Source organism: Paucibacter sp. M5-1, from assembly GCF_027498415.2.
Classification (GTDB): Bacteria; Pseudomonadota; Gammaproteobacteria; order Burkholderiales; family Burkholderiaceae_C; genus Roseateles_E.
The window spans coordinates 2,973,680-2,993,704 of record NZ_JAPZLM020000001.1; the positions used below are offsets into that span (position 1 = coordinate 2,973,680).

18 protein-coding genes and 2 tRNA genes are annotated in these 20,025 nt (G+C 67.2%); 4 read left to right on the forward strand and 16 right to left on the reverse strand.

All coding sequences use genetic code 11. From position 1 onward, the window contains the following. Positions 1 to 8: 8 nt before the first annotated feature. The 3 genes from O5M90_RS13965 to O5M90_RS13975 form a co-directional block, all read right to left on the reverse strand. Positions 9 to 1,166, reverse strand: a complete 1,158-nt coding sequence (locus O5M90_RS13965; RefSeq protein ID WP_171018235.1) for an SGNH/GDSL hydrolase family protein — start codon at positions 1,164 to 1,166, stop codon at positions 9 to 11. Between the two features lie 306 nt (positions 1,167 to 1,472). Next, a complete protein-coding gene (locus O5M90_RS13970) occupies positions 1,473 to 2,096 on the reverse strand; it encodes a CHRD domain-containing protein (RefSeq protein ID WP_269839219.1) in 624 nt (207 codons plus the stop codon). Positions 2,097 to 2,174: 78 nt separating this feature from the next. Then, positions 2,175 to 3,455 carry an amidohydrolase family protein gene (locus O5M90_RS13975; protein ID WP_269839220.1) on the reverse strand — a complete coding sequence of 427 codons (1,281 nt, stop codon included), beginning with the start codon at positions 3,453 to 3,455 and terminating at the stop codon, positions 2,175 to 2,177. A gap of 61 nt (positions 3,456 to 3,516) precedes the next feature. On the opposite strand from O5M90_RS13975, the gene O5M90_RS13980 reads away from it, so the two are divergent. Next, a complete protein-coding gene (locus O5M90_RS13980) occupies positions 3,517 to 3,798 on the forward strand; it encodes a cupin domain-containing protein (RefSeq protein WP_262968972.1) in 282 nt (93 codons plus the stop codon). Here O5M90_RS13980 and O5M90_RS13985 read toward each other — a convergent pair. The 8 genes from O5M90_RS13985 to O5M90_RS14020 form a co-directional block, all read right to left on the reverse strand. Continuing rightward, a complete protein-coding gene (locus O5M90_RS13985) occupies positions 3,795 to 4,712 on the reverse strand; it encodes a YihY/virulence factor BrkB family protein (protein ID WP_269839221.1) in 918 nt (305 codons plus the stop codon). The genes O5M90_RS13980 and O5M90_RS13985 overlap by 4 nt on opposite strands. A gap of 11 nt (positions 4,713 to 4,723) precedes the next feature. Beyond that, positions 4,724 to 4,903, reverse strand: a complete 180-nt coding sequence (locus tag O5M90_RS13990) for a hypothetical protein (RefSeq protein WP_137942637.1) — start codon at positions 4,901 to 4,903, stop codon at positions 4,724 to 4,726. Positions 4,904 to 5,444: 541 nt separating this feature from the next. Continuing rightward, positions 5,445 to 6,758: a C1 family peptidase gene (locus tag O5M90_RS13995; RefSeq protein ID WP_269839222.1), complete on the reverse strand. Its 1,314-nt coding sequence runs from the start codon at positions 6,756 to 6,758 to the stop codon at positions 5,445 to 5,447. A 223-nt stretch (positions 6,759 to 6,981) separates the two neighbouring features. After that, complete coding sequence (locus O5M90_RS14000) at positions 6,982 to 7,884, reverse strand: alpha/beta fold hydrolase (protein ID WP_269839223.1); 903 nt, start codon at positions 7,882 to 7,884, stop codon at positions 6,982 to 6,984. A 9-nt stretch (positions 7,885 to 7,893) separates the two neighbouring features. Then, positions 7,894 to 8,826, reverse strand: coding sequence for an ABC transporter permease (locus O5M90_RS14005; protein ID WP_269839224.1), 933 nt, complete (start codon positions 8,824 to 8,826; stop codon positions 7,894 to 7,896). Next, positions 8,816 to 9,892, reverse strand: a complete 1,077-nt coding sequence (locus O5M90_RS14010) for an ABC transporter permease (protein ID WP_269839225.1) — start codon at positions 9,890 to 9,892, stop codon at positions 8,816 to 8,818. Before O5M90_RS14010 ends, O5M90_RS14005 begins: the two co-directional genes overlap by 11 nt. Continuing rightward, complete coding sequence (locus tag O5M90_RS14015; RefSeq protein WP_269839226.1) at positions 9,882 to 11,435, reverse strand: ABC transporter ATP-binding protein; 1,554 nt, start codon at positions 11,433 to 11,435, stop codon at positions 9,882 to 9,884. The genes O5M90_RS14010 and O5M90_RS14015 overlap by 11 nt, the downstream gene beginning before the upstream one ends. Beyond that, complete coding sequence (locus O5M90_RS14020; protein ID WP_137942631.1) at positions 11,432 to 12,439, reverse strand: BMP family protein; 1,008 nt, start codon at positions 12,437 to 12,439, stop codon at positions 11,432 to 11,434. The genes O5M90_RS14015 and O5M90_RS14020 overlap by 4 nt, the downstream gene beginning before the upstream one ends. Before the next feature lie 170 nt (positions 12,440 to 12,609). Between O5M90_RS14020 and purB the strand changes: the two genes are divergently transcribed. Next, on the forward strand, positions 12,610 to 13,989 hold the full coding sequence (gene purB / locus O5M90_RS14025) for an adenylosuccinate lyase (protein ID WP_269839227.1): 1,380 nt from the start codon (positions 12,610 to 12,612) through the stop codon (positions 13,987 to 13,989). Here the strand turns inward: purB and O5M90_RS14030 are convergent. After that, positions 13,986 to 14,498: a GNAT family N-acetyltransferase gene (locus tag O5M90_RS14030; protein ID WP_269839228.1), complete on the reverse strand. Its 513-nt coding sequence runs from the start codon at positions 14,496 to 14,498 to the stop codon at positions 13,986 to 13,988. The two genes, purB and O5M90_RS14030, sit on opposite strands and share 4 nt — an antisense overlap. A gap of 61 nt (positions 14,499 to 14,559) precedes the next feature. Between O5M90_RS14030 and pyrF the strand changes: the two genes are divergently transcribed. Beyond that, entirely contained in the window at positions 14,560 to 15,387 is an 828-nt protein-coding gene (pyrF, locus tag O5M90_RS14035) for an orotidine-5'-phosphate decarboxylase (protein ID WP_269839229.1), read from the forward strand. 141 nt (positions 15,388 to 15,528) lie between these two features. Beyond that, complete coding sequence (locus tag O5M90_RS14040) at positions 15,529 to 18,813, forward strand: PAS domain S-box protein (protein WP_269839230.1); 3,285 nt, start codon at positions 15,529 to 15,531, stop codon at positions 18,811 to 18,813. Positions 18,814 to 18,829: 16 nt separating this feature from the next. On the opposite strand, the gene O5M90_RS14045 is transcribed toward O5M90_RS14040, so the two are convergent. The 4 genes from O5M90_RS14045 to O5M90_RS14060 all read right to left on the reverse strand — a co-directional run bounded on the left by O5M90_RS14045 (position 18,830) and on the right by O5M90_RS14060 (position 19,954). After that, positions 18,830 to 19,210: a tetratricopeptide repeat protein gene (locus O5M90_RS14045; RefSeq protein ID WP_440402110.1), complete on the reverse strand. Its 381-nt coding sequence runs from the start codon at positions 19,208 to 19,210 to the stop codon at positions 18,830 to 18,832. Between the two features lie 73 nt (positions 19,211 to 19,283). Next, on the reverse strand, positions 19,284 to 19,688 hold the full coding sequence (locus tag O5M90_RS14050) for a hypothetical protein (protein WP_269839231.1): 405 nt from the start codon (positions 19,686 to 19,688) through the stop codon (positions 19,284 to 19,286). 110 nt (positions 19,689 to 19,798) lie between these two features. Further along, a tRNA-Thr gene (locus O5M90_RS14055) sits at positions 19,799 to 19,873 on the reverse strand. A 5-nt stretch (positions 19,874 to 19,878) separates the two neighbouring features. Further along, positions 19,879 to 19,954, reverse strand: a tRNA-Gly gene (locus tag O5M90_RS14060). Positions 19,955 to 20,025 lie beyond the last annotated feature (71 nt).

Sequence of the window (20,025 nt, forward strand, 5' to 3'; positions counted from 1 at the left end):
GTGCGGTCTCAGCGCACCCAGCCCTTGGTCTTCAGCGCCTCGTACACGGCATTGCCGAACTTGGCATGCGAGGTCACCGTCGGGTGCACGCCATCAGCGAACAGCGAGGTCGCGGCCGGCGCCACCGCCGCCGGGAAGTAGGTGCTGAACACGCCCGGGATCTCGAAGCAGACCAGCGAGGTGTTGTTGGTCTTGGCCGGGTCGCAGACCGGCACCGCGATATTGGTGAAGCCGTTGGCGGCCGGGTTGTCGTAGTACTGGGCCGACAGCGCGGCGGCGTCGAACAGCATCACGCCGGTGTCCATCAGCGCCAGCTCCTTCTTCAGCTGGTCGTTGAAGGCCTTGACGAAGGTCGACATCAAGGTGCGGCCCGAGGCGCCGACCTGGGCGCTCTGGCCCATCGGCGACTTGGCCGAGTCCGGCAGGGTCAGGACGACGATGCGCTGCGCGCCGGCTGCCCGGGCGCGCTTGGTCTGCTCGAGCAGGGCCAGCGCGGCCTGCTCCATCTCGATCACATACTTGCCGGCGATCGCCTGCTGCAGCGCGGCGATCTGGGCGGCCGACTGACCGGCCAGCGTCGCGGCGGTCACCGCTGCGGTGATCTCGGGACCGGCCAGCGCCAGGTTGTGGAAGACATCGTTGTTGCCGCCCCAGAAGACCACCAGGTCGGTGGCCGTGAAGCTGCCCTTGGCGAGCGCGCGGTCGACCTGCTGGACCACCGGCACGGTGGTGGCACCGGTGCAGGCGCCTGCGGCGTTCGGGCTGCAGCCGATGCCGGGCTGCTTGGCCACACGCGAGCCGCCCTGGGCGTAGTTGGTCGCGTTGGCGGCGCTGCTGATCTGGGCCGGCACCGGGAAGCTCGTGCCGTACTCGAAGCGCTCGTTGACGATGGTCGTGCCCAGCTTGCCGGCCAGCACCTCAACCCACAAGGCGCCGGCGCTGTTGGTGAACTTGCCGACCGGGGCCGCCGTGATCGCGCCGCCGGTGGCCTGGGCCACGGCCGCCTGGGCGAACTTGGTATAGGTGCCGCCATCGGTCAGGCTGTCGCCGAAGGCGACGATGCGGGTGGTCTCGTTGCTGCTGGGGGCGGGCGGCGAGCTCTCGCCACCACCGCAGGCGGCCAGCACGGCCAGGCTGACGGCGCCAAGCGCCAAACGGATATTCATGAAAGTCTCCTTTTTTGATAGGCCTGCGCGCAGCCAGCCCTGCATCGAGCGGCCCGGCCCGAGGCAGGTGGCATGCATGCCGCATGAATTGGCTGCCGACTGTAGCGAAGAGCCAGGGCCTCAAGACCTAGGGTTTCGGCGCCCCAACCCCGAACTTCGTGGGAAGCCTAGAGGCAGAGCTCTATTCAAGAACAAAGAAGCACAGGTTCTGTCTCTCGAACGCAACGGGGCGTGCGTGTTTACGGCGAGAGCGCCATAAAAAAAGCCCGCAGTCGCGGGCTTGTCGGTCGACGCGGATCGCCTAATTCAGTGCCTGCGGCGGCGGGCGGCGACAAAGCCTATCAAGCCCAGACCGCCCAACAGCATCGCGTAAGTCGACGGTTCGGGCACCACCGCCACCTGCAGCAGTTGGCCACGCACCGCACCGGCCGGGTTGGCCGCAGTATGCACATTCACATAAGCCAGGCCGCCCGAAAGCATGTCGAAGAAGGACATCGCCGGATAGCCTGCATTCACCCCGGACGGCGCAGTCGCGCCGATCGACGGCGCCGCGACACCATTGCCGCCGACCAGCAGCGTACTGCCCGAATTCAAGAACACAAAGGGTGCAGCATCAAGGCTGACGCGGACCGGGCCGTTCTCGGTGGTCGAAGCAGCGCCGTGGATATGGAAGGCGCTGGCGGCGGTGCCAGCTATCGCGCCGCCGCTAAGTCCGAACACCGCCATAGAGAAGTCATAGCTGTCATCCAGCAGCGACGCCGTGCCCTGGTCGTCGTAGAACAGGGTGGCGACACCGGTGGCCGTCGCAGTCGACGGGGTGCCAACTTCGTTGGCACTATTGAGCGAGGCATTGAACTGATAGACGGCCGACTGGGCGGCCAGCGGCAGAATCAGGGCCGCAACGGCCAGAAGAACGGACGGGGTTCGCATTACGGGACCTCCAGGAGACATGGGCTGAACAACGACGGCAACAGCGCGTTGTACTCCTCCCGCGGCGACCTGATAGCCCTAGTTCAGGGGACGCGGCAGCAGCCAGTCCACCGCTGCGGGCCGGCCCGGCAGGCTCAGCAGGGCCTGCGCCGGGGCGCAGCGGCTCAACACCTGGCCGCGCCGCACCACCAGCAGGCGCTGGGCGCGCAGCCGCAGCGCCTCGACCGCGTCGCCGGCCTGCAGCAGCACGAAGTCGGCGCTGCGGCCGACCTCGAGGCCGTAATCGTCCAGGCCCAGGATGCGGGCGTTGTTGACCGTCACCGCATCGAAGCAGGCGCGCATGCCGGCCTGCGAGGTCATCTGCGCCACATGCAGGCCCATGCTGGCGACCTCCAGCATGTCGCCGCTGCCCAGGCCGTACCAGGGGTCCATCACGCAGTCGTGGCCGAAGCCGACATTGACGCCGGCCGCCATCAGTTCGGGCACCCGGGTCATGCCGCGGCGCTTCGGATACGTGTCGTGGCGGCCTTGCAGGGTGATGTTGATCAGCGGATTGGCCACCGCATGCAGGCCGGCCTCGGCCATCAGCGGGATCAGCTTGGAGACGTAGTAGTTGTCCATCGAATGCATGGACGTCAGGTGCGAGCCGGTGACCCGGCCCTGCAGGCCCAGGCGCTGGGTCTCACAGGCCAGGGTCTCGACATGACGCGACAGCGGGTCGTCGCTCTCGTCGCAATGCATGTCCACCCGCAGGCCGCGCTCGGCGGCCAGCTCGCACAAGAGCTTCACGCTGGCCGCGCCATCGGCCATGGTGCGTTCGAAATGCGGGATGCCGCCGACCACGTCGACGCCCATGTCCAGCGCCCGCTTCAGGTTCGCCAGCGCCCCCGGCGCGCGCAGCACACCGTCCTGCGGAAAGGCCACCAGATGCAGGTCCAGATAGGGCTTCACCCGCTCGCGCACATGCAGCAGGGCCTCGACGGCCAGCAGGCGCGGGTCGCAGACATCGACATGCGAGCGTATCGCCAGCAGGCCCTTGGCCACCGCCCAGTCGCAATAGGCCAGCGCCCGCTCGACCAGGGCTTCCTGCGTCAGCAGCGGCTTGAGCTCGCCCCAGAGCGCGATGCCTTCCAGCAGCGTGCCGCTCTGGTTGACCCGGGGCAGGCCGTAGCTGAGCGTGGCGTCCATATGGAAATGGGCATCGACAAAAGGCGGGCTCAGCAGCTGGCCCTGGCCATCGATGATCTCGATGCCCTCCGGCGCCGGCAGGGCCGGCGCGATGGCGGCGATGCGGCCGTCACGCACCAGCAGGTCCTGGCCGCGGCGGCCATCGGGGAGGCAGATATTGCGTATCAGCATGGCCGCGAGCCTACCATTGGATGGGCCGCCAGCAGGCCGGCAGACCGCGAGGAGAACGGCCATGGACATCACGAGTTTCGAGCATTACCGGCAGCAAGCCCTGGCCGCCGGATTCGACGAGGTGCTGGAGCGGCGCTGGGCGCCCTTGACCGTGGTCGACGAGCACAGCCATCCCTTTGTCGCCAAGGCCGTCATGGCCGAGGGCGAGATGTGGCTGACGGTGGCAGGCCAGACCCGGCATCTGCGGGTCGGCGACGGCTTCGAGCTGGCGGCCGGCGAGCGGCATGCCGAGCGCTACGGTGCTGCGGGTGCGGTCTACTGGGTGGCGCGGCGCGCCGCCTAGCCGGGCGCAGTGCTGAAGGCCCGGGGCGGCGGATCGCCGACCTCCAGGCGTTCGTACTCGGAGATCAGCTGCGCGCCGAACAGCATCAGGGTCGCCCCCAGCTCCAGGCTCAGCAGCACCGCGATCGAGGTGGTCAAGGAGCCGTACACCGTGCTGATCTGCGACAAGGTGCCGAAGTACCAGACCAGGGCATGGCGCGACAGCTCCCACAGCAGGGCCGCAGCGATCGCGCCGAACAGCGCCAGCCGCAGCGAGGGGCGCCCCACCGGCATCACCAGATAGATCGAGGTCAGCACGAAGACCTCGCCAGCAAAACCCAGCAGATAGAACAGCAGGCCGGACACCCCCACCAGCGACCAGCTGCGCCAAAGGAATTGAACCTCGCTCTGGCCCATGGCCTGCAGCGCGCCGGCCACCAGCGTGACGACCAGCAGGCCGAAGCCCAGGCACAGGATGTAGCCATAGGGGATCAGTGCCGAGACCAGGAAGTGGCGCCGCCGTATCAGCACGCGGTGGTGGAAGATCACCGACATCGCGTTCTCCAGCACCGTGAAGGCCAGCGAGCTGAAGAACAGCATCGTCACCAGCAGCACCCAGCCCACCACCGAGCGGAAGGCCAGGAACTGCGCCAGCTCGGTCACGATGGCGCGCGAATGCCCCGGCAGCAGCCATTCCAGATAGCGGCCCAGGGTCTGCAGCAGCGCCGCCTGGTCGACCACATGCGAGAGCGCGATCACCGCCAGTATCAGCAGCGGCACGATGGACAGCAGCGCGTAGTAGGCCACCGCGCCGGCCAGCAGCAGGCCCTGGTTGGCGCGAAAGGCCTTCAGCGCACCGAGCAGGAAGGCGCCGGGATGGCGCAGCAGCTGCGCGGCGCGCGGATCAACGAGGGCACGCGATCGATTCATCGCCATCGCGGCTGCGCTCAGGGCCCGCGATCGACGCCGCGCCCCGGTGTCTGGTCATCCTCCGGCGCCGGGTCTATCGGCCCCTCATCGGGGTCGACGGGCATGGGCTGGGGCTCCTCATCATCACCAGGCGCCTTGATCGGCGGCCGGTGCGCGTGCAGGGTCTCGGGGGGCGAGGTCGGGTGGATGAAGGACATGGCGGACTCCGGTTGGCGTTCTTTCCTATTGCATCGTGCCGGGAACACCGTGGGGTGGGAGTCGGACAAGGGCGGCTGTTCGTGTCAGGCAATGCTCACAACAGGCCGATGGCTGTCCGGGCACCAAGATCACCGGCGGCAAGGTGATGAGCGGCAAGACCAAGCGAGTTGCCAACCGAGCAGCACAGGCCTTGCGGCTGGCTGCGGTCGAGCCAGTCGGCGCTGGGCGCGTACTACCGTCGCCTGTGCACCCGCATGGACAAAGGCAAGGCCGTCACGGCCGCCGCGCACAAGCTCGCCAGGCTGATCTACGCGATGCTGAGCAAAGGCGAGGAGTACACCGATGCGGGCCAGACTACTTCGAGGAACGATACCGCTAACGCGTGCTGCTCAACCTCACCGAGCGGGCCAGGAAGCTCGGCATGCAGATCGTTCCCGTGGCTCAACCCGGCTGAGAACACCATTGCAGATCAAGTACTTGGGAGGTGTTTCTTGAGAGCCCCCCATCCGGAGAGAGGCCTGATGAGGAATTGCCCCTGGGTCACCTGAACAGCGTCGAACTTGAAATCGTCTGGCTTTGCGAGTTCTGACGAGTGCAGTCCATAAATAATGTGTACCTTCCGGGAACCCACCGAGAAGGTAGAGATTGCCAAAAGTTTACATAGGACTGAGCAGCCCAAACGCCAACTGGGAAAGACTGACTTTGAAATGGAAAGTAACCAAAGCCAAATGCGTCCTCATAACGGAATGAGACAGCATTAATGAAGACCGGCTCACTAAGAGAGAACTCTAAGAACAGCACATCAAGACCGTAGAAGAAGTTGATCTGTGACGTCGCAGTTAGCGAACGAATTTGCAGGGTGGTCGGCGCGGGGCTTGGTGAGGGGGATGGTGCGGGACCGGGACTGGGTACCACATTTGCCTGCGCGGCGCCATCCACTGCATAGACTTCAAAGACGGATGACTGGAAGGAGTTGTAGTCGAACCAGAAGTATCCTTGGTTGCCCCAGTCTACACCCCAGCTATTAACAACTAAGTAGGCTTGCCTGTCATCATCGTAGCCAACTATGGCCATCGCATGACCTTCATTGGTCAACGATCCCGAGATGCGATATATGCCGGTTCGAAGACTTCCAGTTCCGAACGAAACAAAGTCTGAATAAACTCGCATTCCGATCGGAAGCGGCTTCTTCTCGTATATCTGGGTCTTAATGGCCTGAGAGTCTGCTGAGTTAAGGCGGCGGTATCCCAATATTCCGAACTGTCGATTGGCTCTTGGCGCTGGACATGATCGGTCACTATATGGGGCATCTTGAAGCGTTGTAATTCGATCCCGTATCAGAATATCACAGGCATCCGTAATCAGAGTTCCGTCTCGGCAAGAGGTCGGCCTGATCTGTTGAAGCTTCGCATAGAGGTCCGTCGGGCTAGCCTGACGTGCGGGGCTGGTCGGGTTAATCACAGCTTGCTGAGCTGCAGAGAAAGTAGCTGTCGTGTAACCAACCGCCCAAGCTACACACGATGGTTGATTTCCTTGGTCGCCTACAGGAGGCAGGAAGCCCGAGGTTCTGAGATCAGCCGATCGAGGTAATGCAACACCTGGCGCAGATGCCTTTGCATAGACGGTAGGAACGGCCGCAAGTTCTGCTTGAGATCGTACGGCCGCGCCAAACTGGTATGTTCGACCGGTGGATGGCGCTGGTGAGGGAGACAGCGGTGGCGGTGCTGGCGTTGGGGCCACTGGTGCTTGCGGGGAATCTGGTTGCTCACCGCCTCCGCCGCAGCCTGCAAGTGGTATTGCGACTGTGGTCGAGGCGATCGCGGTTGAGGACAGAAGGAAGTCGCGTCTCTTCATACGTCGCTCCGATAGATTGCTTGCGTGTCGGCTGTGTAGTCTGATTCACACAAGGCAAATCGTCGATACCAGTTAGCGCGGCCGTCCCCAAAGTTACCTATTGGGCAGCTACGCCGGTTGTCAACGTCATCGAATGCTGACCATGCCTTACCACTGCCAGGTTGCGGGCGGATTCCCCTGCATCAACCCTCGGCAGCGAGCGCCTGGCGCCGATCAACAATCTCTACGCCCCAGCCACCCGCCCATCGCGAAACCGGTCATAGGCCTCGCAGAAGTCCTGCGGCACCTCAAAGTACGGCAGGGCCCCGGTCGGGAAGATGGTGAACTGCCAGTTGGGGCGGCTCTCGACGATCGCCTTGCCGCGATAGTCGGTGAAGTCACCGCGCACGCCATGCGACATCCAGACCGGCATCGCGAGACTTTCGTAGACCGTGTGTATGTCGGCACTGAAGAGCTTCGCGGACAGGAAGTGCAAGGGGGCATGCTCGGCGCCGGGTACTCGGGTGGTCAAAACGTCGTAGGCCCAGAGCGCTTCGTCGATGTTCTTCGACCCCCAGGTTCGGCACAGAAAATAGCGAATCACGCCCGGCCGGGTCAGCGCACGGAAGAGTGCCAGCCCCCAGACGGCCCCCGGCCCGCGCAGCGCTTTGTACAGCCACGGCAGCCCACGCGTGCTGCCTGGGGCGGCACGCCACGGTTTCAGGCCGTTGAAGCCCGTGGGGCTGACGAGCGCCACGCTTCGGTAGCTGCCCGGCGCCTCTGCAGCGGCGCGTGCCAGGTACTCGCTCGACAGCGACAGGGCCAGTGCATCGATGGGTGCCGGCCCGCAGCGGGACTGCACCCATGCGGTGACGGCGTGAACCGCATCCGTCATCAGACGCGGCGTGTAGTCCCGGTCACTGCGATCAGAAAAGCCGTAGCCTGGCAGATCGACTGAAAAAACGGTGTGCGTCGCACGGTAGTGCTCATGGAGCGGTCGCATTTCTGCCGCAGACGCCGATGCGTTGATGCTGTGGATGAGCAAGAGCGGCGGGCCTTGGCCAGCGACGTAGACACTGAGGCGCCCCGCCGCACTGTCAAACTCGCAACGCTCGCCGCTGACGGCTGCTGGCAAGGCATGCTTCATGGTCACCAATCAGCGCTCGCCCTTGCGATAAGGCTTCATCAGCGCCTGCGGATAGGCCGCCTTGCGGGCCACCAGCACCAGGGCGACGATGGACAGCAGATAGGGCAGCATCAGATAGAGCTGGTAGGGCAGCACGGCGCCGCCGCTGCTTTGCTGGAGGCGCAGCTGCAGCGCATCGAAGAAGGCGAACAGCAGCGCGCCCAGCAGCGCCTTGCCGGGCCGCCAGGAGGCGAACACGACCAGGGCCACGCAGACCCAGCCGCGGCCGTTGACCATATTGAAGTAAAAAGCGTTGAAGGCGGCCAGCGTCAGGAAGGCCCCGGCCACCCCCATCAGCGCCGAGCCGGCCATGATGGCGCCAATGCGCAGCCGCACGACCGACAGGCCCTGGCCTTCAGCGGCGGCCGGGCTCTCGCCGACCATGCGCACCGCCAGACCCAGCGGCGTGCGGTTCAGGCCGTAGGCCAGCAGCGGCACCAGCAGCAGAGCCAGCAGGGTCAGCGGCGTCTGCGCATTCAGCACCGGGATCGGCAGCCAGGCCTCCATCGTGGCGAAGGGCTGGATCGTCGGCGGGTTCTCGACCTTGGGGAAGCTGACGCGGTAGGCATAGCTGGCCAGGCTGGTGGCCAGCAGCGTGATGCCCAGCCCCGAGACATGCTGCGACAACGATAGGCTCACGGTCAGCCAGCCATGCAGCAGACCCAGCAGCGCGCCGACCCCGGCCGCGACCCCGACGCCCAGCCACAACCCGCCGCCCTGGTAGACCGTCAGCCAGCCGGCAAAGGCGCCGGCCACCATGATGCCCTCGATGCCCAGGTTCAAGACGCCGGCGCGCTCGCACAGCAACACGCCCAGGGTACCGAGGATCAGCGGCGTCGCGATGCGCAGCACCGCGATCCAGAAGGCGCTGCCGGACAGCAGCTCGAGGATCTCAGCGCCCATCGCGACTCCTCAGACGGAGGCGGTAATTGACCAGGAGGCTGCTGACCAGCATCGCGATCAGCGCGGTCGCGACGATCACATCGGCGATATAGGTCGGCACGCCGACCGCGCGGCTCATGCTGTCGGCGCCGACCAGCAGGCCGGCGACAAACACCGCCGACAGCAGGGCCCCGAGCGGATTCAGGCCCGCCAGCATCGCGATCACGATGCCGCTGTAGCCATAGCCCGGGCTCATGTCCAGCGTGACATAGCCGGTGCGGCCGGCCACCTCGATCGCGCCGGCCAGGCCCGCCAGCGCGCCCGACAACAAGGCCACCTTCAGGCTGACCCAGGCCACCGGCATGCCGGCAAAGGCGGCCGCCTGGGCGTTGGCGCCGACCGCGCGGATCTCGAAGCCGGTGCGGCTGTACTTGAACAGGGCCCACAGCAGCAGCGCCGCCGCGATGGCCCACAGCAGGCCGGTGTGGACGCGGCTGCGCTCGACCAGCTTGCTCAAGGAGAGCGACTCCTGCAGGCCCACGCTTTGCGGCCAGCCCATCGCCAGCGGGTCCTTCATGGCCCCGTCCAGCATCCACGAAACAAACAGCAGCACGATGAAGTTCAGTAGCAGCGTGGTGACCACCTCGTCGACGCCCAGCCGGCTCTTCAGCAGCGCCGGGCCCAGCAGCAGCAAGGCGCCGGCCAGCGCTGCGGCCGCCATCATCAGCGGGAACAGCAGCCAGCTCGGCCACTCAAGACCTGACCCGCCATGCAGGCCACCGACCAGCACCGCCGCCAGTGCGCCCATATAGAGCTGGCCCTCGGCGCCGATGTTGTAGAGCCGCGCCTTGAAGGCCACGGCGGCGGCGAGGCCAGTGAGTATCAGCGGCGTCGCGCGGGTCAGTGTCTCGCTCCAGGCAAAGCGCGAGCCGAAGCCGCCCTCCAGCAGCAGCGCATAGGCTTGGCCGACCGGTGCGCCGGCCCAGGCCACCAGCAGCGAGCTGACGGCCAGCGTGATCGCCAGCGCCAGCAACGGTGCGGCCAGGCGCCAGGCCGAGGACGGGACCGAACGTTTCTCAAGCCGCATGGGCCGCCTCTGCTGTTCGAGTTCCTGCCATTTCCAGCCCGATGCTGGTCAGGGTCCAGTCGGCACGCGGCTTCGCAACGCCGAGCCGTCCCTCGTGCATCACCGCGATGCGGTCGGCGATGGCAAAGATCTCGTCCAGGTCTTCGGAGATCAGCAGCACCGCCGCGCCGGCCGCGCAGGCGTCCAGCAGCTGCTGGTGCACATAGGCGACCGCGCCGACATCCAGGCCCCAGGTCGGCTGGTTGGCGACGATCAGCCGAGGCCGATTGCCAGCCTTGCCGGCCTCGGGATCGCCGGTCAGCGCGCGGCCGAGGATGAGTTTCTGCATATTGCCGCCCGACAGGCTGCGGGTCAGCGTGTCCAGGCCGCGGTCTTCGAGGCCGCGCACATCGAAGCGCTGCACGATGTCCTGCGCATGAGCGCGTGAGCGCTTGCGTTTCAACAGCCCCCAGCGCGAGAAGGTCGGGGCGCGGTACTGCTCCAGCAGCGCGTTCTCCCACAGCGGCAGATCGCCGACCACGCCCGCCGCATGGCGGTCCTCCGGGATGCGGGCCACGCCGGCGGCCAGCCAAGCCCCGGGTCGTGGGGCCAGGTCTTGCCCCAGCACCCGCAGCTCGCCGGCCGCCAGGCCCACGAGCCCGTGCAGCAGATCGGCCAGTGCATGCTGGCCATTGCCGGCCACACCGGCCACCGCCAGCACCTCGCCGGCGCGCAGATCCAGATCGACACCGCGCAGCCCCGGCTTGGCCGCGAGCGTGGCGCCGCGCAGGCGGCAGACGATGTCGCCGGGCTGCGTCGCCGCGCGCTTGGGGCTTGGCACCGCGCGGCCCACCATGGCCTCGGCCAAATCGGCCTTGGACGCGCCGGCCGCGTCCAGCTCGGCGATCAGCTTGCCAGCGCGCAGCACCGCGATGCGGTCCGAGACCGCCAGCACTTCGTCGAGCTTGTGGCTGATGAAGATGATGGCCATGCCTTCGGCCACCAGGGCCTTCAGCGAGACGAACAGCGACTGGCTTTCCTGCGGGGTCAGCACCGCCGTGGGTTCGTCCAGGATCAGGATGCGGGCGCCGCGCACCAGGGCCTTCAGGATCTCGACGCGCTGGCGCTCGCCGACCGAGAGATCGGCGATCAGCGCGTCGGGATCGACCTGCAGGCCGAAGCGCTGCGCGGTATCGAGCAGGCGCTGGCGCTGCGCTTGGCGCCGCGCGAAGGGCTGCCACAGCGGCTCCAGGCCCAGCATCACGTTGTCCAGCACCGTCAGGCGCTCGGCCAAGGTGAAGTGCTGGTGCACCATGCCGATGCCGGCGGCCAGCGCCATCTTGGGCTGGCCCGGCGGCAGCGGCCGGCCGAACACCGTGATCTCGCCGGCGTCGGCGACGTAATGGCCGAACAGGATGGACACCAGCGTGCTCTTGCCGGCCCCGTTCTCGCCCAGCAGGGCCAGGACCTGGCCCTGCTCCAGCGTCAGCGAGATGCCGTCATTGGCCAGCAGCGCGCCGAAGCGCTTGCTGATGCCGCGCAGTTGCAGCGCCGGGAGCGTCACTTGCTGGTCGATTTCGGCTGGCTGTCGTCGACCTTGACGACGAAGCTGCCGTCCAGGATGGCTTTTTCCTTGGCCCTGACCTTGGCGACCACATCGGCCGGCACCTTTTTCTCGAAGGTTCCCAGGGGCGCCAGCTCGCTGCCCTTGTGTTTCATCATCGAGTAGGGGCCGTAGTCCTCGGCCTTGAAGGCGTTCGCCTTGACCGCCTTGATCGCGCGGTCGATGCTGGGCTCCATATGCCACAGCGCCGAGGCGACCACGGTGTCGGGATACTGGGCCTGGGTGTCGATCACATTGCCGATGGCCAGCACCTTGCGCTCCTTGGCCGCGTCGCTGACGCCGAAGCGCTCCGCGTACATCACGTCGGCGCCCTTGTCTATCATCGCGAAAGCGGCTTCCTTGGCCTTGGGCGGGTCGAACCAGCTGTTGATGAAGCTGACGGTGAACTCGGCCTTGGGGTTGATCTCCTTGGCCCCGGCCATGAAGGCATGCATCAGGCGGTTGACCTCGGGGATGGGAAAGCCGCCGACCAGGCCGATCTTGCCGCTCTTGCTGACGCCGCCGGCGATCATGCCGCTGAGATAGGCCGGCTCCTGGATGTAGTTGTCGAATACCGCGAAGTTGGGCGCGGCCGGCTTGCCGCTGGAGCCCAGCAGGAAGGCGGTCTTGGGATAGTCCTTGGCAACCTTGCGTGCCGCCGCCTCGACCGCGAAGGCCTCGCCGACCACCAGGCCATAGCCCTTCTCGGCGTACTGGCGCAGCACGCGCTCGTAGTCGGCGTTGCTGACGTTCTCGGAGAAGGCGTACTCGATCTCGCCGCGCGCCTCGGCCGCCTTCAGCGCCTTGTTGATGCGGCTGACCCATTGCTGCTCGACCGGCACGGTGTAGATGCCGGCGACCTTGAGCTTGGCCTGCGCCGCGGCCGGCAGGGCCAGGGCGGCGAGGCTGGCGGCGGCCAGACCGAGAGTGAGGCGGCGCAGGGCGGAGCTCGGGGCAGATCTCATGGCGTGTTTCCTTGATGTTGAGGTCGACAGGGGCGGACGCCTTGGCATTAGGCAAGAGGCGTGCCGGCCTGCCAAGCATGGTTTGCCAGAAGGATTTCGGCCGGCTCGGGCCGGCCGGATAAAATCTCCGGGTTTGCCCTCAGCTCTCGCGGCCAGCCCGCGCACACGCCATGACTACGCTCTCCGCCTTCTCCAGTATCAGCGCCCTCTCGCCCCTGGATGGCCGCTATGCCTCGCGCGTGGCCGCTCTGCGCCCACTGCTGTCCGAGTTCGGACTGATGCACAGGCGCGTGCAGGTCGAGGTGGAGTGGTTCATCGCGCTGTCCGATGCCGGCTTCGACGAGTTCAAGCCCCTGTCCGAGGCCGCGCGCGGGTTGTTGCGCTCGCTGGTGACGCGCTTCTCGGAGGCCGATGCCCAGGCTATCAAGGACATCGAGAAGACCACCAACCATGATGTCAAGGCGGTCGAGTACTGGCTGAAGTCGCGCTTCGAGAATGCGCCCGAGCTGAAGGCCGCCGGCGAGTTCGTGCACTTCGCCTGCACCAGCGAGGACATCAACAACACCAGCCATGGCCTGATGCTGAAGGCCGCGCGCGCCGAGGTGCTGCTGCCCACCGTCGACCGCATCATCGCCAAGCTCGGCACCATGGCCCACGCGCTGGCCGCCACGCCGATGCTCAGTCGCACCCATGGCCAGACCGCCAGCCCAACCACGGTGGGCAAGGAGATCGCCAACGTCGTCGCTCGGCTGCGCAACGCCCGCGCGCGCATCGCCGACGTCAAGCTGCTGGCCAAGATGAACGGCGCGGTCGGCAATTACAACGCCCATCTGTCGGCCTGGCCCGAGTTCGACTGGGAGGCCTTCAGCCAGCGCGTCATCGAGCAACAGCTGGAGCTGACGTTCAACCCCTACACCATCCAGATCGAGCCGCACGACTATATGGCCGAGCTGTTCGATGCGGTGACGCGCACCAACACCATCCTGATCGACTGGTCGCGCGATGTCTGGGGCTATGTGTCGCTGGGCTATTTCAAGCAGCGCACGGTGGCCGGCGAGATCGGCAGCTCGACCATGCCGCACAAGGTCAACCCGATCGACTTCGAAAACGCCGAGGGCAATTTCGGCCTGGCCAATGCGCTGCTGAGCCATCTGAGCCAGAAGCTGCCGATCAGCCGCTGGCAGCGCGACCTGACCGACTCCACCGTGCTGCGCAATATGGGCGTCGCGCTGGGCTACGCGGTGCTGGGCTATGAGTCGCTGCTGAAGGGCCTGGACAAGCTGGAGGTCAACGAGGCCGCGCTGGCCGAGGACCTGGACAGCGCCTGGGAAGTGCTGGCCGAGCCTATCCAGACCGTGATGCGCCGCTACGCCCTGCCCAACCCCTACGAGCGCCTGAAGGAGCTGACCCGCGGCAAGGCCATCACCCGCGAATCAATCCGCGAGTTCATCCAGACGCTGGAACTGCCCGAGGCCGAGAAGACCCGGCTGCTGGCGATGACGCCGGGCAGCTATACCGGCAAGGCTGGGGAACTGGCCCGCAAGATCTAAGCGGACGCCCAGCGGTAGACCTGGGTCTGCCGCGTCTCGCCGTCCAGCACCCGGGTCTCGACGAAGCACATGCCGATATCCGTCAGCACCCGCTGCGAGGCCAGGTTGTCGGGCCCGGTGATGGCCAGGATGGTCTGCATGCCCAGCACCTCGGCGCCATGGCGCAGGCAGGCTGCAGCGGCCTCGCGGGCATAGCCGACACCCCAGGCGCGCGGCACGAAGGCGTAACCCAGGTCCACCTCGGGCAGGCTGTCGCGCTTGATCAGGCCGCACATGCCCAGCAGCGCGCCATCCTCGCGGCGCTCGACGGCCCAGAAGCCGAAACCCAGGCGGGCATAGCTGGCCACCAGCTTCGCCTCGATCCAGGCCTCGGCGGCGGCCAGATCGTGCACATCGCGCGGGCCGATATGGGCGATCCAGGAGGGCTCGTTGAGCAGCTCCAGGATGAAGGCCGCGTCCGCCGGCCCGAAATGGCGCAGCCGCAGCCGCTCGGTCTCCAACACCGTCATCTTCCTGCTCCCAATGCAAAACCGGGACAATACGCCACCTCAAACCGTCGCCAGGCCGCCCATGAATTTCATCCAGCAACTCCACAAAGCCGAACAACTGAACCACTCGCTGCTTTGCGTGGGCCTGGACCCGGACCCGGCCCGCTTCCCGGGCGCCTGGAAGGGCGATGCCTCGCGCATCTACGACTTCTGCAGTTCAATAGTCGACGCCACCAAGGACCTGGTGATCGCCTTCAAGCCGCAGATCGCCTACTTCGCCGCTCATCGCGCCGAGGACCAGCTAGAGCGGCTGATGGCGCACATCAAGCGGGTCGCGCCCCATGTGCCGGTGATCCTGGACGCCAAGCGCGGCGATATCGGCTCGACCGCCGAGCAGTACGCGAAAGAGGCCTTCGAGCGCTACCAGGCCGACGCGGTGACGCTGTCGCCCTTCATGGGCTTCGACTCGATCGAGCCCTATCTGCGCTACCCCGACAAGGGCGCCATCCTGCTGTGCCGCACCTCGAACACCGGCGGCAATGACTGGCAGATGCAGCGCCTGGCCGATGTGCCGGGCCAGCCGCGCCTGTTCGAGCATCTGGCCGCGCTGGCGCAGACCGCATGGAACAAGAACGGTCAGCTGGGCCTGGTGGTGGGCGCCACCTATCCTGGGGAGATCGCCCGGGTGCGCGAGCTCGCGCCGACCCTGCCGCTGCTGATTCCCGGCGTCGGCGCCCAGGGCGGCGATGCCGACGCGACCGTGCGGGCCGGCCTGCGCAGCGACGGCCTGATCATCGTCAACTCCTCGCGCGCCGTGCTCTACGCCAGCAGTGGCGACGACTTTGCCGCAGCGGCCCGCCGCGCCGCGCAGCAGACCCGCGAGCAGCTGAACCAGGCCCGCCCCGCCTGAGCATTAGTTCGCGTTTACCCCGAACTGCTGCGATAAGCCCACGCATTCGGGGGCTGACCGGGTATTCAGGCCCTCGGGTTCTGGCGGAGACTGCGCTCTTCGTCGAAGACCGGCTTCGGCGCGAGCGGAGCGAATGGCGTTGTGAGCAAGGAAACCCTGGACGATTTGAGCAGCCTGGTCGGGCATGATGTCGGCCCCGGCGACGCCGCTGCCGCGCTGGAGCGCAGTGTGCGGCGTCATTCGATGCGCTTGTTCCTGGCCGCCTGCGCGCTGATCTGCGGCCTGGCCGGCAGTCTTCAATGGTTTGGCCGCCTCGGTGGCGAGCCCTTCAACGGACTGATCCCGCCGCTGCTGACCTGGGGCACGGCGGCGCTGGCGGCGCTGACCGTCTGGCAGCCGCCGCAACGCCAGGCCAAGGCCTTCGCGCTGCTGGTGATGAGCCTGGTGATCGCCTCGGCCGTCGCGCTGGCGCTGTCGCGCCAGCTGGGTCTGGCCTCGATCTCGCTGGGCATCATGAGCCTGATGGTGGTGCTGGCCACCGCGCTGCAAGGCGTGCGTGCCGGCCTCTTCATCTTCGGCATCAGCCTGCTGGCCGTGGCCGGCCTGGTGTTCGCCGAGCTGGAGGGCTGGGGTCCGGGCGCGGCCGCGCCTGCCAGCCTGCCCGCCCGCCTGGCCACCCATCTGATACTGCTGGGGTCGGGACTGGTGATCGGCCTGGGCTGCATGCGCATGCTGCGCCGCTCGATCCAGGCTGCCGGCGAGCGCAATGCACGCTTTCGCCATCTGCTGAGCATGGCGGCCGACTGGTACTGGGAGATGGACCGCGAGTTCCGCTTCACCCATCTGGCCGAGGACAAGCCCGGCTCCTCCGGCCTGGATCTGGCGGCACGCCTGGGCAAGGCGCCCTGGGATGTCGAGCATCTGGGCCTGTCGGACGAGGATCTGGACGCGCACCGCGCCGACCTCGAATCGCACCGCGCCTTCCATGGCGTCGTCGCGCGCCGGCGCGGGCCGGACGGCGCGGTGCGCTTTGTCTCGATCAGCGGCGAGCCTCGCTTCGACGCCCAGGGCAGCTTCCGCGGCTACTGGGGCGTGGGCCGCGATGTGACCAACGAGGTGCAGGCCGAGCAGGCCGTGGCCGCCACCGAGACGCGCTACCGCGAGCTGTTCCGCCGCTCGCCCAGCCCGCTGGTGCTGCACCGCTGGGGCCGGGTGCTGGACGCCAACCCGGCGGCGATGGCGATGTTCGGCTACACCCAGCGCTCCAGCATGATCGGCCAGGATCTGTTCTCGCACTACGAGCCGGGCGACGACGAACGCGCCCGCCAGCGCGCCGCCAAGATCGAGGCGATGGCGGTCGGCGCGATGCTGCCGATGGCCGAGTTCAAGCTGCGCACCCTGTCGCGCCGGCGCCGCCTGGTACAGGCCACCAGCGTGCGGGTCGATGCCACCAGCGGCCCGGCCACCCTCTCCTTCTTCATCGACCAGACCGAGGCCTCGCGCGCCCAGGACGCCTTGCGCCGCAGCGAGGGTCTGCTCTCGCATCTGGTCGCCACCAGCCCCGATGTGATCACGCTGACCGAGATGAGCTCGGGCCGCTATGCGATGGTCAACAAGACCTTCGAGCGGCTCTCCGGCTACAGCGCCGAGGAGGTGCTGGGCCGCACCTCGGACGAGATCGGCATCTGGCAGGATGTCGAGGAACGCGCCCGCGTGATCGATGGCGTGCGCCAGCACGGCAAGGTCAGCGAGGTGCCGGTCAACTTCATCACCAAGTCGGGCGAGCCGATCGCGATGGTGCTGTCGGCCGCGCCCTTCAATATGGACGGCCAGGCCTATCTGGTCGTCAACGCGCGCGATGTCACCGAGAGCGAGCGCACCCGGCTCGTGCATGCGGCGATCCTGCAGAACGCCTCGATCGGCATCACGCTGACGCGCGACCAGCATTTCGTCCAGGTCAATCCGCTGATCGAGGAGATGTTCGGCTGGCCGCCCGATGGCCTGCTGGGCCAGCATGGCAGCGTGGTCTGGCCCGGTGTCGAGGCCTATGCGGCGGTGGGCGAGGAGCTGGGCTCACGCCTTGCCGCCGGCGAGCAGGTCGAGATCGAACGGCCGATGCGCCGCCGCGACGGCTCGACCTTTCTGTGCCGGCTGCTGGCCAAGGCGGTGGACCCCAACCACCCGAGCCGCGGCGGCACGATCTGGATCATGGAGGACGTGACCGAGAAGCGCCGCGTCGAGGCCGCGCTGGCCCAGGCCAAGGACGAAGCCCAGGCCGCCAACCGCGCCAAGAGCGCCTTCCTGGCCAACACCAGCCATGAGATCCGCACCCCGCTGAACGGCCTGCTGGGCCTGGCGCGCATGGTGCAGCAGCCCGACCTGGACGAGGCCACCCGGCGCCAGTATCTGGACCAGATGCTGGACAGCGCCGAAAGCCTGTCAGGCCTGATCTCCGACATCCTCGATCTGTCCAAGATCGAGGCCGGCCGCTTGACGCTGGAGTCGCTGCCCTTCGCGCTGCGCGACATGCTGGGCACGATGCGTCTGGCCTATCTGACGCTGGCGCAGGCGCGCGGCCTGTCGTTCCGCATCGATGTCGACGAGGATGTGCCGGCCTGGGTGGTCGGCGACCCGATGCGCACGCGCCAGATCCTCAGCAACTATCTGAGCAACGCCCTGAAGTTCACGCAGGCCGGCGCGGTGGCCGTGCGGGTGCGCCGGCAGGACGAGGAGCGGCTGCGCATCGAGGTGACCGACACCGGGCCCGGCATCGAGCCGGCCCTGCACGAGCGCCTCTTCCAGCCCTTCACCCAGGCCGACGAATCGACCACGCGGCGCTACGGCGGCACGGGGCTGGGCCTGTCGATCTGCCGCGAGCTGGCCGAGCTGATGGGCGGCACGGTGGGCGTGAACAGCACGCCGGGCCAGGGCTCGACCTTCTGGGCCGAGCTGCCACTGCCCGGCGCGCCGACGCCGATCAGCACTACCTTGCGTGAGGCGCGCGACAACCAGGACCTGCAGGGCCTGCGCGTGCTGATGGTGGAGGACAACCCGGTCAATATGATGATTGCGGTGGCCTTGCTGGAACAGTGGGGGCTGGAGGTCTCGCAGGCCAGCGACGGCAGCCAGGCGGTCGAGGCCATCAACGCCCAGGCCAGCATGGGCAAGCCCTTCGACGCGGTGCTGATGGATGTGCAGATGCCGGTGATGAGCGGCCACGAGGCGACGCGCCAGGTGCGGCGGCGCTTCCCGGCCACCGAGCTGCCCATCGTCGCGCTGACCGCCGCGGCCCTGATCTCGGAGCGCGACGAGGCCCTGGCGGCCGGCATGAACGACTTCCTGACCAAGCCGATCGACGCGCCACGGCTGCGTGCGACCCTGGTGCGCCTGATCGGCCACAAGGACAACGACCAGCACCGCAGCTGAGCGCTGCCGCGGAGCGTCAGCCGGGCGGCGGCGCTGACAGGCGTTTGAGAAAGACGCCCATCTCGCGCCCGGCCTGGTGATCGCCCTGGCGCTGCGCCAGGGCCAGACCCTGTTGCCAGGCCGACCCGGCCTCCTGCGCCCGCCCTTGCGCCAGCAGGGCCTTGCCCAGCAGCTTCCAGGCGGCCGTGTAGTCCGGCTTGTGCTCGGTCGCCTTCTGCAGATGCACGGCCGCCGCCGCCGCATCGCCCTCATCGAGGCAGGCCTTGCCAAGACCGAAGCGCAGCAGCGCATCGTCGCGGCCACGCGCCAGCAGCGCTTCGAGGCGGGCACGCAGCGTATCGGGCGGCGGCGCGCCATGCGACGCGGTGAGCCGGTCGAGTTTGTCGGGGTCACTCATCAAGCAGGCCCTCCCAGGCATTGTTCGGGCCGGATTATGCAAGGACGGCCCTGGACGGCGCCGCGCCGAGCGCTCAAACCAGCGCAGCGGCGGCCGGGTCGAGCTTGGGATGGAGGCCGGCGCACAACAGCGCGGCGAACTGCTCCGGCACATCGTTGTCAAAGCTCATCAGCAGCTCGGGCGGCTGAGCCGCAGCGGCCGCGCTGAGGACATCGGCAATCCAGTTCTGCAGCGGCTCGCTCAGCGGCCGCTGGAGCCGGTCCGCCACCCGGGCCACGGTGTCGTCGCGCAGGCGCGCCGAGCTCAACACCTGCCAGGCATAGTCGACCTCATAGCGCTCGACCGCATCCCTGAGGCTTTCGCCGTCCAGCCGGGACTCTGCGGCAAACTGATTCAGCGTGCGGGTGCACAGAGCGGCGATCAGCCGGCTCTGCAACTCGGCCTGCGATGCGCGCATGGCGCTGGTCTCGGTATCCATCGGCGGTTCCCTGCTCAGAAAGAAAGCCCACGAGAATTTGCTCGGGCCGACGATCCATGGGCGGACCAAGGGACCACATCGCCAACCTTGCAGCAAGGCCGCCGAGGTCCTGGTGCCCATGACGCGGATCGAACGCGTGACCTCTCCCTTACCAAGGGAGTGCTCTACCACTGAGCCACATGGGCAAATCTGGAGCGGGATAAGAGACTCGAACTCTCGACCTATACCTTGGCAAGGTATCGCTCTACCAACTGAGCTAATCCCGCAGTGCGATGTCCGACGCGCCAGAACAGGCGCCAAACAAACAAACAAAAGCCCATCGCTGGGGATGGGCTCT